The sequence below is a fragment of the Clostridium porci genome (assembly GCF_009696375.1).
GTDB classification, from domain to species: Bacteria; Bacillota; Clostridia; order Lachnospirales; family Lachnospiraceae; genus Enterocloster; species Enterocloster porci.
The window spans coordinates 53,969-69,517 of sequence record NZ_VUMD01000010.1 but is presented as its reverse complement, the minus strand read 5'-3'; the positions used below and the strand labels follow the sequence as shown (position 1 = coordinate 69,517).

The window sequence follows — 15,549 nt, the reverse complement described above, 5'->3', positions numbered from 1 at the left end:
GATTGCTCCTTTCTATATATTTTCCACGGCTGCACCGTGAAGACTCATAATATCCAGAATCAGGCTGATGTTTCCGTTTCCTAATATGGTACAGCCGGTAATTCCGTAATTTTTCAGCTCGAAACAATTCAGATAAACGGGAAGAGGCTTAACAACAACCTGCTGTTCTCCGATTAAATCGTCCACAAAGAGACAGAAGGAACGGTCGCTGGCCTCCACCCACATAAGGATTCCCTTATCAAGCTCTGTCACCTCCGTGTCAATATTGTAGAACTGGTGGAGGCGCACAATGGGATAAAAGTTTCCCATCCGTTCCACCATCTCGCTGTCATCCTCATCATGGATAATCTGATCGGCGGATACCTTAAAGGATTGACGGATATTGGCGATGGGGATGGTAAAAATGGAGCTGCCTACTGTGACCTTCATTCCATCCATAATGGCCAGAGTCAGAGGAATTTTCATGGTTACGGTGGTTCCCTTGCCCAGCTCGCTGGATAAAGAGACAACCCCTCCTACAGATTCCACATTCTTTCTTACAACGTCCATCCCCACGCCGCGTCCAGAGTATTCGGTGACGGTCTGATTGGTAGAAAATCCGGGGGCCATAATCAGCCCCAAAGCCTCCTTGCGGGTATATTCGCTTTCCGGCTTCGTAAGGATTCCCCGCTCTCTTGCCTTTGCCAGCAGCTTATCCGGGTCCATTCCCCTTCCATCGTCAGTGACCTCAATGACTACCTCGCTGCTGGTATGGGTAGCAGAAAGGATGATTTCACCCTGGCGGCTCTTGCCGGCGGCCACACGCTCTTCCTCCGTGTCCTCAATGCCATGATCCATGGAGTTTCGGACAATGTGCATAATCGGATCCTGAATGCTGTCCACAATGGTTTTGTCCACCTCTGTGTCTTCTCCTACAATGGTCAGGCGCACATCCTTGTCCAGCTTTTGTTTCATATCCCGGACAATCCTATTCATTTTCTGGAAAACACCAGAAACAGGCACCATGCGCAATGACATGGCAATATCCTGGAGATCGTCTGTCAGCTTGCGAAGCTGGCGGGCGGACTTCATGAAGTTGTCAAAGCTGTCTCTGCTTAAATGCCGAAGCTCCGGGGAGGAGGTGACCATGGATTCGGTGATAACAATTTCTCCCACAATATCCATCAGGCTGTCCAGCTTCATCAGATTGACGCTGATTAAATTCTGCTTGACAGGCGCATAATTTTTCAGCCCTTCCGTACTGTTGTTTGACGGAGGCTCGGAAACGGGAGTCTTTGCCGCACTCTGGGGCCGGTCTGTCTCGGCGCGAAAAGGAACTGTGGAAGGAGCCTTTGGCTTTTTGGAAGGAACTTTCTGACAGTTAACCCGCTCATAGGAATGGATATGGTTCTGAGACTTTAAAATATCCTCGGCCCGTTTCTCCATTTCCTCAGAGTCAAAGGCAAGATAGAAGCCATTGTCCACAATTTTGGAACAGGTACCCGGATTGCTGTCCAGATCCGGCGGGTAGTGACGGAAAGAGACATCGCAATCCCTTAAGGAGGTGATTATCATAAAGGCCCGCAGGTTTTCCATGCCGATTCCATCTTCCAGAAAAACATGGAGAAAGCAAAGGGCGTCCTTATCATCGGGAACCGTATCATCGCCGGAACGTACAGGGATATCCGCGCTGCCGTCCTCTTCAGAGCCCTTTGGGCCTGCGTTTCCAGCTGTGCTTCCTGTAAAACTCCCGTCTGACGAACTGCCTTCTGCTCCGCTGATTTTTTTCAGAAAAGCGTTTATCTCAGCTGTAAATGCATCCACGTTTTCCAGCAGCGGCTTGCCGCTTTCAACCTTTTCCACCTCGCCTCTCAGACAGTCCTCCGAACGGAACATCAGGTTAAACAGCTCCTTCTTGTGCTGAGAATCCAGAGATTCAATTCCTTTGTCACGTATATAGAAGAACAGATCTTCTACGTGATGGGCAATGGAGGAAAGAGAGCCAAACTCCATCATTGCGGAGGAGCCTTTAATGGTGTGCATGATGCGGAAAATTTCATTAACATCATCCTGAGAAAAGTCACCCAGCTTCTCATCATTCACCAGCAGCTCATCCAACTGATCCAGCAGGGAATTGGTTTCATAGAGGTATGTATCAAGCATACTGTCCATACCATTATCCATATATTCGCACCACCTATCTTTTGTTATTTAGCAGTCTGATACTAGTTTATATTATCGGCAGAATATTGGAATTATTAAGTGCAGGAAGGAGGTTTTTAAATGTTCAGGGAATGGGCCTTGTTTGTGCGAAAGTTTGTGCCTCCCCTCCTATTACTTAAAAATAAAAGTTGTCGACTATATTATTATAATTACAATTTATATTATAGCTCCTTTGAGCTTGAAAGAGAGGGTAAACAAATGAAGAATCTAAAAGTCGGCAAAAAATTTTTACTTACATTTGGAAGTATTGTAGTATTATTTCTGGTGTCGGTGATTTTTGCCAGTGTAGCGATGGTAGGCGCCAGGACAAGTTATGAGGAATTTTACGAAAGGGATTATCAGGCTACCAGCAAGGTTTATGATATACGTGTAAAACTTCAGGGGGAATTAAAAAGCCTGAGTGAGGCGGCTTTAGCCACAGACTCAGCTAAGGTTAATCAATATATCCAGCAGACGCAGGAGTATTACAGTGAAATCCAGTCAGATCTTCAATGGCTGTATTCCAATTATAATGGGGATTTAACCAAGCTGAAGGAGTTTCAGTCGCAGATGGATAAGAACGTAGGCCTTAGAGATGAGATTGCTGATTATGCGACGCAGAATACCTTACAGTCGGATCTTAAGGCAAACAAATTGTTCTTTGAACAATATGAACCCCAGGTGGAGCAGTATACAAATATTCTTTTGCAAGCTCTTAACGCTATGGAATCAGCCAGTGCTGACAGATATAATTCTTCTGCTTCCACACAGACCATTTTATTCAGCGCTGCAATTGTGATTGCTTCCATCGCACTGATAGCTACCATCATCATTTCCTTGAAATTGTCAGGAGATATTCTCAATCCTCTAAGAAAGATAGAGGCATGTATGGATGAGGTGAATAAAGGGAACCTTTCCGCAAAGGTGGATTACGAATCCGGAGATGAATTTGGATCAATGGCAAAGGCTATGTCCAATGTAACTGACGGTGTGAAGTATATGATTGAAGATATTGAACATATAGTCGGTCAGATGGCGGCAGGTGATTTTACCGTTGCCTCCCAATGTCAGGAGCGTTACGTAGGAGATTACCACCGGATTTTCGTTGCTATTAACAAGCTAAAGAGCAGCATCAACGATACCCTTGTGACCCTGGGACAATCGGCGGATCAGGTGGCCTCCGGCTCTGAACAGGTATCGGCAGGAGCCCAGGCGCTTTCTCAGGGAGCGACCCAGCAGGCCTCCTCAGTAGAGGAATTAGCTGCTTCGATTAATGAAATATCCAATCATATTAACCAGAATGCTCAGGATGCCAGCCAGGCGAGAGAAAAGGCGGAGGCTATAGGAAGCGAGGCCAGCGAAAGCAATAAGCGGATGCAGGATATGCTGGCTGCCATGTCAGATATCAGCAATTCCTCCAGCGAAATCGGCAAGATTATTAAGACCATTGAGGATATTGCTTTCCAGACCAATATTCTTGCTCTGAACGCAGCCATTGAAGCGGCAAGGGCAGGAGCGGCAGGAAAGGGATTTGCTGTGGTAGCGGATGAGGTGCGTAATCTGGCCAGCAAATCTGCGGAGGCCTCCAAAAATACGGCGGCATTGATAGAGAACTCCCTTCAGGCTGTGGAAAACGGCAGAAGGATTGCTGACGATACAGCTAATTCCCTTGAGATTGTGGTTGATGGCATTAACGACGCTAACACCATGATGGCGTCTATCAGTAAGGCGGCTTCGGAGCAGGCAGAGTTTGTGACCCAGATTACCCAGGGAATTGATCAAATTTCCAGTGTTGTTCAGACAAACTCCGCAACTGCGCAGGAAAGCGCTGCCGCAAGCCAGGAGCTCTCAGGACAGGCTCAGATGCTTAAGGATCTGGCTGATCGGTTTAAGCTGGATGGGGATTCTTCCGCATTTTCCTCTGGATCTTCCGTACAGAGCGACGTTTCCTACAGCACCATGGACAGCAAGGATGAAAGCATGAATGCTTCCTATGATAGTATGGGCTCCTCATATGATGATAAGTATTGATTAAAAGGCGGAAAAAGCAGGATAAGAAAAAAGGAGGAATGAAAAATGGATGTATCAATGAGTACGGCGCCGGGCAATATAAGTTTTAGCAGCGCCAGATGGATGACAGATATGAACGTTGCCCTTTTGGGTAAGGCTTTGGATACGGCTCAGATTCAGGGCCAGGCGCTCCAGGATATGATGGAGGCAGTTCCCGCTCCTGCCTCACGGCTTCTGGATGTATATGCGTAATATTTTTTCTGAATTTGCCCCATACTATTTCTGGAGGTGATATTCAATGAGAATAGAGAGAAATCCAGATACGGATCGTTATGGTGACGGAGATGTTCCAGAGATCGATACGGAGCGTTATAAGGACGGAGCCAGAGTGGAGGGACTGCCTGAGTCATTCAGAGAGCGTCGGGATGGCCCCGGAGGAAACTAGCTGTCGTTCAAATATGAACCCGCCTGCCTATATGCTGTCCGCTTAATAAGCACAGTCCCCAAGCCTTAACAGAGCGCTGCTGCGTCTGCGTTTGTGGGACTGTATTCCCGAAGCTTTAACCCAGTTCTATACTCGGATTATGGCGGACGGAAATAATTGGAAAGAGTTCGCAAATTGCCAGGTCAAATTCGTAAAAAGCCTCTGGGTACGGCTTTTCAGGAATTGGCCTGGCAATTTCTGAAATTAAATAAAATCCGGTTATAAAAACCTTGCTCTATTGAAACATAGTTTCCACATAATTTCGCATTTCATCACGGGATTTTATTTCTCTGGCTCCGTTGACAATGGAGTCCTGCTGCGGCTTTGGCAGCTTTGCGAATCTGTTCAGGCTGTCAGGGTGCATGGCAAGCTCCATGGTAAAGCCGATGGGGTATTCCTGATTGTCTAATATCATATTTCATCACCTCATGAATAGGGTGTGCAGCCTGCATGACTTTTATGCGGCCAGCATTCATTTACAGTTTATTCATTCATGGGCTTGTCCTGGAAAGACGGTGAAACAGCCTTGACATTTCCGCTGCCATGGTATAGGATAGTGAAAGCGGAACAGGCAGTTCAAACGATTGTAATAGAAGATCAGCACCCAGGAAGCTGCGGCTTTCTGGGTGCTTTCGTATGTTTGTAAGCTTAGGGCTTGCGTCAGGAGAACTTATGCGATATTATATGGCGCCCATGGAGGGACTCACAGGATATATATACAGAAATGCATACCATCGGTGCTTTCGCCCCATGGATAAATATTTTACGCCCTTTCTTTCCCCAAAGCAAAACAAAGGCTTAAGCTTGAGGGAGCTAAATGACATACTCCCTGAACACAATCAGGGACTTTGCGTTGTGCCCCAAATACTGACTAACCGTTGGGAGGATTTTACCCACACAGCCCTGATTTTGAAGGAGTACGGATATGGAGAAGTGAATTTGAATCTGGGCTGTCCTTCGGGAACCGTAGTATCCAAGAATAAAGGGGCAGGGTTTCTGGCTTTGCCGCAAGGGCTGGAGGCTTTTTTGGACAAGGTCTGCCGGGAACTGGATCATATGGGTATGGAACTTTCTGTCAAGACCCGGCTGGGGGTTGCGAATGAGGATGAATTTTATCGGCTGATGGAGATTTACAGCAGATATCCCTTAAAGGAGCTTATCGTCCATCCCAGAAGCCGTGCGGATTATTATAAAAATAAGCCCCGTATGGAGCTTTTTGCATATGCAATGGACGCCAGCTCCTGTCCGGTGTGCTATAATGGGGATATATTTACAGCCAGCGCTTACAGAAGGCTTACCCAGGCCTGCCCGATGCTGGATGCTTTGATGCTGGGCAGGGGAATACTGGCCAATCCGGGGCTGAAGGAGGAGCTTGAGAAGGCCGGAAAGCTGGACAAGGAACGGTTTTGCTTATTTCATGGCCTGGTCTATGAGGGATACAGGGAGATTATGTCAGGAGACAGGAATGTGCTGTTTAAGATGAAGGAGCTTTGGTCCATGATGATTCAGATATTTAATGATAACGGAAGATATATTAAGAGAATCAAGAAGGCCCAGCGGCTGGAGGAATATAAAGCAGCCGTGGACCTTATTTTAAGGGATTTGGATATTGTGGCAGGAGAAGGATTTAAGCCTGAACGGCATTAACGTATCATTTCAATTACACCGCAGGCAATCTTGCTGCCGGAATCCCCGGAGGGCTGGGTTTTAAAATCATCCTCATTGCTGTGAATGATGACGGAACGCCCCAGAATATCCTTGATGGAGAAACGTTTGTCGTAAAAAGCAGTCCAGGCGTAGCCTTCATTTCCAAGTAAAGGCGGAAAATCTCCTGCATGGAAGGGATGAAGTTGGCTGGTGGGATTAAAATGGTCTCCGGTGCGGGCAAAGTTACCGGAGCAGTCACCGTTTTGGTGGATGTGGAAAGCGTAGAAATCGGAGGAGCCGGGAATGCTTTTGTTAGGAAGATTGAAAATTTCAGCCTCCACCAGCACGCCCTGATAAGGTGTTTCATAGAATTTTACAAGGCCGCTTAAGGCAGGAACAGCTTCTCCGCCTCTGACCCAGGCCAGGGCAGAGGGGTTATTGTAGCGTAGAAGGTCGGCAAAGATATCGCCGGGAGTTGATTGATTGGTCATACATATCTCCTTATTGTGCTTTGTTTCTATTAGGATATGCAGACAAGAAAAGAACGTTAACAGGAAGCGCTTTTATAAAGGAGGGGCCGGCAAAAAGGGGAATTGCCGGCCATAGATATGAAAATGCTTCCTGTATGGTAAAAGGTTTATCACCTTACGGATACTACTATATAGGATAAATGTGGACAATATTTGATCATTGACGAAAGATTCCGTAAAAATACTAAAATAGAAATAAATAAATGATAAACAGCGGATATATTTACATTTGCAGCTTATGTCAACTTTGCAAGGGAATAGGTAAATAAAATGGAAGGAAAGGCAGGAATTATATGTACGACAGACTGACAAAACAGGATATAAAGAAAATGGAGGAGGAGATAGAATACCGCAAGCTGGTGGTCAGAAGGGAGGCTCTGGAAGCGGTGAAGGAGGCCAGGGCTCATGGGGATTTAAGCGAAAATTTTGAGTATAAGGCAGCCAAGCAGGATAAGAACCGGAATGAGAGCCGTATCCGGTATCTGGAGAAGATGATCAAGACAGCCAGAATTATATCTGATGACTCCCGGCCTGACGAGGTGGGTTTGAATGACCGGGTGACCATCTATATTCCCGAGGATGACGAATTGGAAAGCTATAAGCTGGTAACGACTGTGAGAGGAAATTCTCTTCAGGGCTTAATCAGTATCGACTCTCCTCTGGGAAAGGCTATCAAGGGACACAAGGTAGGGGACAGGGTGGATGTTCAGGTAAATGACTGCTTTAGCTACCAGGTGGAAATCCGGTCTATTGATAAGACGGCGGAGGGAGAGGAGGATAAGCTTAGGAGTTTCTGAGCAAAGGGGCGTTAAGAAGGACTTCTGCAAAATGCAAATGGGGCAATAGCTTATACAACAATGATTCTCTCTGAAACAGGGGTTAAGTAAAATTTGCAAATCAGCGGTCATTCGACCGCCGACTTTGCTGCTGAAATGAAAATTTTTTGCCATTACGATAAGCCTGGCAGCGTCCGTTATTTAACTTTGACCCTTCCCTCCGCAAAGGATATGATCTGGTAAAGAATAGTCGAGACAATACAAAGAACTACAATGGAAGTCACCACCATAGTCATGGCAAAGGTCTGTGACCCGTAGGTAATCAGGTATCCAAGTCCCGCCTTTGCGCTGAGAAATTCTCCGATAATCACCCCTACCAGGCATAATCCTATATTCACCTTCATATTGCTGATGAGCATAGGAAGAGAGCCTGGAAGCAGAACCTTTACCAGAACATCCTTCCAACTGCCTCCCAGGGAGTAGATTAGAGTTATTTTTGCACGATCCATCTGGGTGAATCCTGTATACAAGGTCAGAATGGAGCCGAACACTGCCACCGACACTGCAGCTACGATAATGGTTTTCATGTTATTCCCCAGCCATACGATCAAAAGAGGAGCCAGAGCAGATTTTGGAAGACTGTTCATGAGAACCAGGAAGGGCTCAAGTATCTGGGCCATGCTTTTGCTGGAACATAGCAAAAGAGCGCAGGTTAGACTAAGGAATGTGCATACAGCAAAGCTTGCAAGGGTTTCCATTAGCGTTACTCCCGTATGAAGAAAAAGGCTGCCGTTCTTTGTCATGGTTACCAGGCATTTTGCGATCATAGTGGGGGAGCTGAAGATAAAGCTGTCGATCCAGCCCCTGTGGGCAGCCAGCTCCCACAGGGCCAGAAGGAGAACCAAAAGCATAATCCGACAGATGGAGATTTGTCGATGACGGCGCAGCTCACCCATGACAAAGGCCTGCTGGGCAAGGGACATCTCACAGGTGGAGCATGCCTCATCCCTTGGCGAAAGCCTGCTGGCCGTCCGGCCTCTGGAAATGGTTTGTTTATTCATATAGTTTCAGCTCCTTCCATACCATATTAAAATAGTTTGAGAATTCCGAACAGTTACGCCGGTCCAGTGGGCGGACGCAGCCTTCCGGGAATTGGATGGTCAAAATATCCTTGACCCGTCCAGGTCTGGGGGTTAGAACCACGATCCGGTCAGCTACGCTAATGGCCTCAGACAGATCGTGGGTAACCAGAATTGCGGTTTTGTGAGCGCCGCGGATAATGGAGCTGATGTCGTCGCAGACAGCTAGCCTTGTCTGGTAATCCAGCGCGGAAAAAGGCTCATCTAAAAGAAGAATATCCGGCTTTAGAGCCAGGGTTCTGATGAGGGCCGCTCTCTGCCGCATACCGCCAGACAGCTCTGAGGGCTTTGCGTATTCGAATCCGGCCAGGCCATAGGCGGACATCATTTCCATAAGCTCAAGCCTGGCAGGTTCGTCCAATCGTTTTTGAATTTCAAGGCCCAGGGATACGTTAGATAAAACATTCCGCCACTCAAATAAATGATCCTTCTGCAGCATATAGCCTATGGCTTCAGGAGATGTTTCCAAAGGCGTGCCGTCAATGAAAATAGCTCCCTTTTCCGGCTTTGTCAAGCCGCTTAGCATAGAAAGTAACGTGGACTTTCCACAGCCTGAAGGCCCTACAATGGCCACAAATTCTCCGGCAGATACGTTAAAGGATATATCAGAAAGGGCCAGCGTCTCACCATCCAGAGAGTGGTAGGAATAGCTGACCCTGTTAACTTCCAGTTTGGGAATCATGAAAAACTCCTTTCCATTACAGATCAATTCCTTAGTGTATTATATGAAACAAGAGTTAAACCGTTCGTGTACAAGTTTGATATAAATACAGAATCAGAAAAGAAAGCAGGCATTCAAAGCCCCTTGGGGCTTTGAATGCCTGACGTGGAGTTAGGTTGATTTTTAGTAGCTCCATCCTACAGGAGTAGGTCTTGCAGGGTCAAAGACCTCTGAAGCCTCAAAGAACTGCGAAAGCCGCTTTTTGGAGGGATCCGTCTGAATCATATCCTGGTACAGACGATAGCCGTCCAGATTGATTCTTGCCATGCGGAAGTAATTGGTTCCCATCTGGCTCCAGTAAGGGGCACTGGCATCTACATTGCAGAAGTAACGGAAGCCCTTGGATTCCAGATAGTTAAATCTTGGATTATCCTGCTTGTAAGGCCGCCAGTCCGCAATATCATTGCCAAAGGGATAGAGGATAATGTCTGTAGGCCCAATTAAGGATTCAACCTCGGCCTCCCATTTATCCGTATCAGCCTGAAACCGTTCCTCTGTGATGGCAAAGCCTTTTGACGGATCCGAATCCACACCCAGCTTCAGATGTCCCCAGCTGTGGCTTGCCAGTTCCCAGCCGTTGTCTTTCAGGCACTGTGCTACCTTGGCCGCCTGCTCTCTGTCCTGCTCATAGTTTGGATTCGTCTGTGCATAGGAGCTGGCTGTCCGGTATCCCAGTATTCCCTCATAGCCTGTAAATGCAATAATGGCTCTTGCGCCCCGATAGGAAAAGTCCGGATGCTCCTGTATGAAATCCTCCAAAAGAGGCACTAAATCATAGGATCCTGTGGAAACGGTTCCATCATCCATCACCATCTCACAGGTGGGCTTTCCATCCTCGCCGATAACAATTCGTTTTGCAAAGCCGTCTCCGTCCATATATGGATAGTAGCACACATCATCCTGGGACATTACAAGAGGTTTTTTGCCTTCAGGCAGCATAATTGTTCCCTTAACAAACCTGGTGGCCCCGTCCTCACCTACGGTCTCATACGCAATATCACGAATCCGCACCAGCACATAGCCTCGCTTATACATGGCTTCCAGCATTTTTAGAAATTCATCCTTGGTAGTCATCACAGAATTATATCCTGCGCTGTCCGTATCCCCATCGAAAGCCTTTGAGGTATCCATAATCAGCGCATGGAAGAAAACATGGGGGATGGTTGTGGTATCAGCTGGTTTAAGGGCTGCTTTTGCTTCTTCATAGCCGGCCACTGCCTGGATAATCCTCTGGTCACTGCTGCTGGGGGAAGCGCTTAACAGCTGGATAGCCTTGTCATAGTCATATCCCAAGGCCAGCCGGTTGGCTTCCTGGATTAGCAGATCTGTTTCATCGGGCTGAGGCTCTGAAGACGCCGGCTCTGCCGGAGCTGATAAAGACCCGGCGCTGCCGGCAGTGGCGGCTGCCTGAATAGAGTGCTTTCCCATTTCTGGCTGCTTTTTTAATACAAAATAAAAGAGTGAGGATACGCCGGTTCCTACTGCCACTGTAATAACAAATAATAGGATGAAGGTAGGAAGATGCTGTGATAATTTTGCCAGCTTCCGCCGCCTTCTTTGTGCCTTGCGATGTTTGTAATCAGCTTTACCCATGACTCTTTACTCCTCAATAATTTCCTGACAGATGTATTCTTCTAACAGTATAGCACAAATTTTTAAAAGTTGGTATACATAAAGGAAAGCAAATACTGGAAAATTACAGTTGAAATTAAGCAGACCTGAAATCTGAAGCGCAGGAAGCTGTCAAACATAACTGGAGTAGGCCGTATTTTCCCTGCACATTAACCAAAGAATGGGCATATGTGGGCTGTCCTTTCCCATACAATTAGTAGCAGAAGAAGATTTCGGAGGAAACTATGAAACGGATTGCAGCCATATGCTTAACCCTTACAGTCCTGCTGCTCCACCCGGCTGCTGCAGCATTGGGACAGGAACCGGAGATTGCCATACCGGCAGGAGCCATTGTCCAGGCTGTGGAGGAAGGGAACAGAGAAATTGATTCCGAGTCCGTAAGCGGGAAACTGGCAGAGGAACAGAATGTAGGTTCTGGTGGACAGACTGAGGGAGAGGAGAGAGGAAGGGAAAGTGAAACTGCTCGGAAGGAGGAGCGCAGCTTAAGCGCAGTGGAGGCAGATACGGACCCTGCCGTTTCCATCGCTGCTCCCTCTGCAGTGCTTATGGAGGCCTCAACAGGTCAGGTTATATATGAAAAAGGGGCCGATGAGAAGCGGAGCCCTGCCAGTGTAACAAAGGTTATGACTCTGATTCTTATTTTTGACGCTTTGGAGTCCGGTAAAATCAAACTTACAGATGAGGTAGTCACCAGCGCCTATGCCAAATCTATGGGAGGCTCTCAGGTGTTTTTAGAGGAAGGCGAGGCTCAGACGGTGGAAACCCTTATCAAATGTATTGTGATTGCGTCGGGCAATGACGCTTCCGTGGCCATGGCAGAATATATTGCAGGCAGCGAGGGGGAGTTCGTGCGAATGATGAACGAAAGAGCGTCAGGGCTGGGCATGAACAATACACATTTTGTAGACTGCTGCGGCCTTACGGAGTCGCCGGAGCATCTGACTACTGCCAGGGATATTGCTATTATGAGCCGGGAGCTGATTAACCGGTATCCCCAGATACATAATTATTCTACTATCTGGATGGAGAATATTACCCATGTAACTAAGCAGGGAACGAAGGAATTCGGCCTGTCTAATACTAACAAGCTATTAAAAATGGCCACGAACTTTAAGGTTACGGGCCTTAAAACCGGTTCCACCTCCATAGCCAAGTACTGCCTTTCTGCAACCGCAGAAAAGGACGGCGTACGTCTGATTGCCGCTATTATGGCAGCGCCAGATTACAAGACACGGTTTGGGGACGCGCAGACCTTGATAAATTACGGTTATGCTAACTGCCGTCTCTATGAGGATAAAGATCCTCTTCCTCTTCCTGGTATGCCTGTAACGGGAGGTGTAGAGGATGAGGTGGGCCTTAAGTATCAGGGGACATTTTCCTATCTGAGCTTAAGGGGGGAGGATTTTGCCGCCATTGAGAGAAGGCTTGTGCTGCCAGAGTCCATGGAGGCCCCCATTAAGCCGGGCCAGAAAGCCGGCATGCTGGAATATACCTTAAACGGCGATTCACTGGGACAGGTAGACATAATTACAGACGGTGCGGTGAGAGAAGCTGGATATATGGATTACCTGAAAAAGCTCATTCATGCATGGCAGCTGGGGTAGGCGCTGCATGGCAGTGTGGAAACGGCAGGGAGGCAGGATAAGAATTTGATTATTTAATATAGGAGATATATAAGATGGAAATATGGATTCCCAGGTATTTGCCGTTTAAGAGACCTGGAGAATCCTTATTTAGAAAAAGGGAATGGGCATTTAAAAAGAGAGGCACCAGAGGCTTTGATAGAACCCCTGGAGAAGCCGGCTGTGAAGGAAAGCAGGAGACTATAAGGCAAAGCTTTTATTTATGACAGTATTGGGACAGGATAGACACTAATTTCTTTACCGCCGTATCGGAAAGCAGCTTTCCTTTTTCCGCTGAAGAAGAAAAGGCAGTGGACAATACACCGGTGGAAGGAATAATATCCTGTTCGATGGGATATTTCATATAGCAGCAGGGCTCTGTCCCCTTTGTGTCGATAATTCGTTCCTCACGGACTAAATCAGGAGCGAAATACATCATTAAGGAGGTTTCTGTGACAGCAGCATGCTCCAGAGCCCAACCGGGAAATGGCCTTTGATTAAACACGGCGTCAATGGTTTCTTGAGAAAGGGGCTCCCACCAGTTGGACGTGATTAAAAGCAGGCTATCTCCATATTTTTGAGAAGCTATATCAAGGGCTTCGACAATAAATGCTTCATTTTCATAGTGTCCATTCATGATAAAGATCTTTCGGAAGCCATCCTTATAAAATTCGTCGATTAATTCTATTATATTCGTCTGGAGTGTGAGTCCGCTTAAATCGACTGTACCAGGAAACAGAGGGCCGCCTCCGCTGAGAGGCTTTGATTTATAGCCATATTTAAGAGTTGGAGCAACAACGGCATCCAGTTCTTCTGCTATCCGGAACGCAAAATTCTCTGCAATAACAGAGTCAACGTTTAATGGCAAATGAGGGCCGTGCTGTTCCATAGACCCGATGGGAAGAATAACAAAGGCATCCGTTTTCAGAGCAAATTCCATCCATGTCATTTTTTCCATTCGAATTAAATCCCAACGTGTGTTCATATCAACCTCCATTCCTCCGCTTTGGATGGCGGAATTAATAGGGATAAAGCCTCCATACCAAAAATCATATATTTACGGTTACCAGTATATAACAAAAAGGACTGATAGACATTGTACGAAGGGTATAAAAATTAACTCAATTCATTAGATGCAGGAATACAGCTGGAGGATAAAAAGATTGGATATAAAATACGAGGCATGTCAGGAAAAAGTATGGTAATTTATGACTAGTATGATTACGCAGGAGGCAGGTATGCAGCAAGGTAAAACATTACTATTAAATGCAAATATATACAATAAAGGCTTATCCGATATTTTAATAGAGGATGGGAAAATACTTGAGATATCTGATCAGAAATTAAGATCTGTGGTCAAAGACGCCAGAAAGGTTGATCTAAACGGAAACCTACTTATTTCTCCCTATGTAGAGTCTCATATCCATTTGGATTATGCTTATACCGCTTTGCGATCAGACGCAAACAATGAGACGGGAACATTGTATGAAGGGATTGACAGATGGTCCCATATCAAGAAAACAGATACGGTACAATCTATAAAGGAACGGGCAGAAAAAGCGTTAAAGAACCAAATATTAAGGGGCGTACAATATGTTAGAACGCATGTGGATATTACGGATTCCCGGCTGATAGGACTGAAGGCTCTCCTGGAAATAAAGGAAACATACAAGGAGCTGGTGCAGTTGCAGCTTGTCGCATTTCCACAGGAGGGGATGTATTGCTATTACAGAGCTGGCGAATTGCTGGAAGAAGCGCTGAAAATGGGGGCAGACGCAGTTGGAGCGATTCCGCACTTTGAGTATACGGAGGATTTGGGGAAGGCTTCTGTAAAAAAAGCTGTTAATTTGGCAATCAAATACAATAAATTAATTGACATACATTGTGATGAAACAGATGACGCGAATTCTCACTTTCTGGAGCAGTTGGCTTATCTGGCTTATGCCAATGGAATAGGCTCAATGACAACGGCAAGCCATACCTCTGCCATGGGTTCCTATAATAATGCATATACATTTCGGCTGCTTCGGCTACTATGCCAAGCAGGTCTGAACGTTGCCGTTTGTCCGGCGGAAAACCTGTATCTTCAGGGGCGTCAGGACAGCTATCCTAAAAGAAGAGGAATTACGAGGGTAAAGGAGCTTATGGAGGCGGGGATAAATGTTTCCTTTGGGCAGGATTCTATTTCAGATCCCTGGTATCCATTAGGTAATGGAAATCTAATGAATATTCTGGATATAGGGCTTCACGCATGCCAGCTGATGTCTTTAAAGGAGATTGACAAAGCGTTGGACTTGATAACCTGGAACGGAGCCAGAACCTTGAATCTGGATACCTATGGAATTAAAGAGGGGAACATGGCGGAATTCATTATATTAGATGCTAAAACTCCATTTGACGCAGTACGCAGCAGAGCAGAAGTGATCGGTTCTGTCAGAAACGGAAGGCTTTTGTTTAAAAGGGAGCAGCCGGCGTACAGGTCAGAGTATAAATTATCAGAATGATAGAGTTGATTGTCAGAGCTTTTGTCGCTGTGCCATGATATAATGGGCAGCCGTGGTTCTTTGGAATTTCTTGACTTTGAAGAGGTAAGGCAGTGAATCAAGGTTTGCACCGTTTTTAGTAAATTGGTTTCATGATCTGCAAAGGTTGATAAATCAAGGGCTTGAAACAAGAACTGAAAACACAATACGACACCGTACATGTGGCGTCCTCTTATCTCAGCTATGGGAGAAAGGGACGCCGTTTTTGGCCTTTAGACAGTTGTGCGCGTCTCCCCTCCACAGGCCAGGAAGAGAGACGTAAGG

Annotated in this window: 14 protein-coding genes; 7 read left to right on the top strand and 7 right to left on the bottom strand. The window is 46.4% G+C overall.

The window, feature by feature from the left end:
- Positions 1–12: 12 nt before the first annotated feature.
- On the bottom strand, positions 13–2,163 hold the full coding sequence (locus FYJ39_RS12350) for a chemotaxis protein CheA (protein WP_154472761.1): 2,151 nt from the start codon (positions 2,161–2,163) through the stop codon (positions 13–15).
- 237 nt (positions 2,164–2,400) lie between these two features.
- Between FYJ39_RS12350 and FYJ39_RS12345 the strand changes: the two genes are divergently transcribed.
- From FYJ39_RS12345 to FYJ39_RS12335, 3 genes are read left to right on the top strand one after another with little or no spacing between them, the layout of a single operon-like run.
- A complete protein-coding gene (locus tag FYJ39_RS12345) occupies positions 2,401–4,212 on the top strand; it encodes a methyl-accepting chemotaxis protein (protein WP_195840427.1) in 1,812 nt (603 codons plus the stop codon).
- A 45-nt stretch (positions 4,213–4,257) separates the two neighbouring features.
- The gene (locus FYJ39_RS12340) at positions 4,258–4,443 is read left to right on the top strand and encodes a putative motility protein (RefSeq protein ID WP_154472759.1); all 186 of its coding nucleotides are present in this window, start codon (positions 4,258–4,260) and stop codon (positions 4,441–4,443) included.
- Positions 4,444–4,489: 46 nt separating this feature from the next.
- Positions 4,490–4,636, top strand: coding sequence for an AE-binding protein (locus FYJ39_RS12335; RefSeq protein WP_154472758.1), 147 nt, complete (start codon positions 4,490–4,492; stop codon positions 4,634–4,636).
- Between the two features lie 274 nt (positions 4,637–4,910).
- Here the strand turns inward: FYJ39_RS12335 and FYJ39_RS12330 are convergent, their stop codons facing one another.
- Complete coding sequence (locus tag FYJ39_RS12330; RefSeq protein ID WP_154472757.1) at positions 4,911–5,090, bottom strand: hypothetical protein; 180 nt, start codon at positions 5,088–5,090, stop codon at positions 4,911–4,913.
- A 257-nt stretch (positions 5,091–5,347) separates the two neighbouring features.
- Here FYJ39_RS12330 and FYJ39_RS12325 point away from each other — a divergent pair, with 257 nt between their 5' ends.
- On the top strand, positions 5,348–6,322 hold the full coding sequence (locus FYJ39_RS12325) for a tRNA dihydrouridine synthase (protein ID WP_154472756.1): 975 nt from the start codon (positions 5,348–5,350) through the stop codon (positions 6,320–6,322).
- Here the strand turns inward: FYJ39_RS12325 and FYJ39_RS12320 are convergent.
- Complete coding sequence (locus FYJ39_RS12320; protein WP_154472755.1) at positions 6,319–6,813, bottom strand: superoxide dismutase family protein; 495 nt, start codon at positions 6,811–6,813, stop codon at positions 6,319–6,321. The two genes, FYJ39_RS12325 and FYJ39_RS12320, sit on opposite strands and share 4 nt — an antisense overlap.
- Before the next feature lie 332 nt (positions 6,814–7,145).
- On the opposite strand from FYJ39_RS12320, the gene FYJ39_RS12315 reads away from it, so the two are divergent.
- Positions 7,146–7,649 carry a GreA/GreB family elongation factor gene (locus FYJ39_RS12315; protein WP_154472754.1) on the top strand — a complete coding sequence of 168 codons (504 nt, stop codon included), beginning with the start codon at positions 7,146–7,148 and terminating at the stop codon, positions 7,647–7,649.
- 176 nt (positions 7,650–7,825) lie between these two features.
- Here FYJ39_RS12315 and FYJ39_RS12310 read toward each other — a convergent pair whose 3' ends face one another.
- The 3 genes from FYJ39_RS12310 to FYJ39_RS12300 form a co-directional block, all read right to left on the bottom strand.
- Positions 7,826–8,689: an ABC transporter permease gene (locus tag FYJ39_RS12310; protein ID WP_154472753.1), complete on the bottom strand. Its 864-nt coding sequence runs from the start codon at positions 8,687–8,689 to the stop codon at positions 7,826–7,828.
- Positions 8,682–9,449, bottom strand: coding sequence for an ABC transporter ATP-binding protein (locus FYJ39_RS12305; protein ID WP_154472752.1), 768 nt, complete (start codon positions 9,447–9,449; stop codon positions 8,682–8,684). The genes FYJ39_RS12310 and FYJ39_RS12305 overlap by 8 nt, the downstream gene beginning before the upstream one ends.
- A 162-nt stretch (positions 9,450–9,611) precedes the next feature.
- Positions 9,612–11,081: a polysaccharide deacetylase family protein gene (locus FYJ39_RS12300; protein WP_154472751.1), complete on the bottom strand. Its 1,470-nt coding sequence runs from the start codon at positions 11,079–11,081 to the stop codon at positions 9,612–9,614.
- A gap of 263 nt (positions 11,082–11,344) precedes the next feature.
- Here FYJ39_RS12300 and FYJ39_RS12295 point away from each other — a divergent pair, with 263 nt between their 5' ends.
- A complete protein-coding gene (locus FYJ39_RS12295) occupies positions 11,345–12,724 on the top strand; it encodes a D-alanyl-D-alanine carboxypeptidase family protein (protein WP_154472750.1) in 1,380 nt (459 codons plus the stop codon).
- 235 nt (positions 12,725–12,959) lie between these two features.
- Here FYJ39_RS12295 and FYJ39_RS12290 read toward each other — a convergent pair whose 3' ends face one another.
- Positions 12,960–13,727 carry a creatininase gene (locus tag FYJ39_RS12290; protein ID WP_207708700.1) on the bottom strand — a complete coding sequence of 256 codons (768 nt, stop codon included), beginning with the start codon at positions 13,725–13,727 and terminating at the stop codon, positions 12,960–12,962.
- Positions 13,728–13,980: 253 nt separating this feature from the next.
- Here FYJ39_RS12290 and codA point away from each other — a divergent pair, with 253 nt between their 5' ends.
- Positions 13,981–15,246: a cytosine deaminase gene (gene codA / locus FYJ39_RS12285; protein ID WP_154472749.1), complete on the top strand. Its 1,266-nt coding sequence runs from the start codon at positions 13,981–13,983 to the stop codon at positions 15,244–15,246.
- Positions 15,247–15,549: the final 303 nt, after the last annotated feature.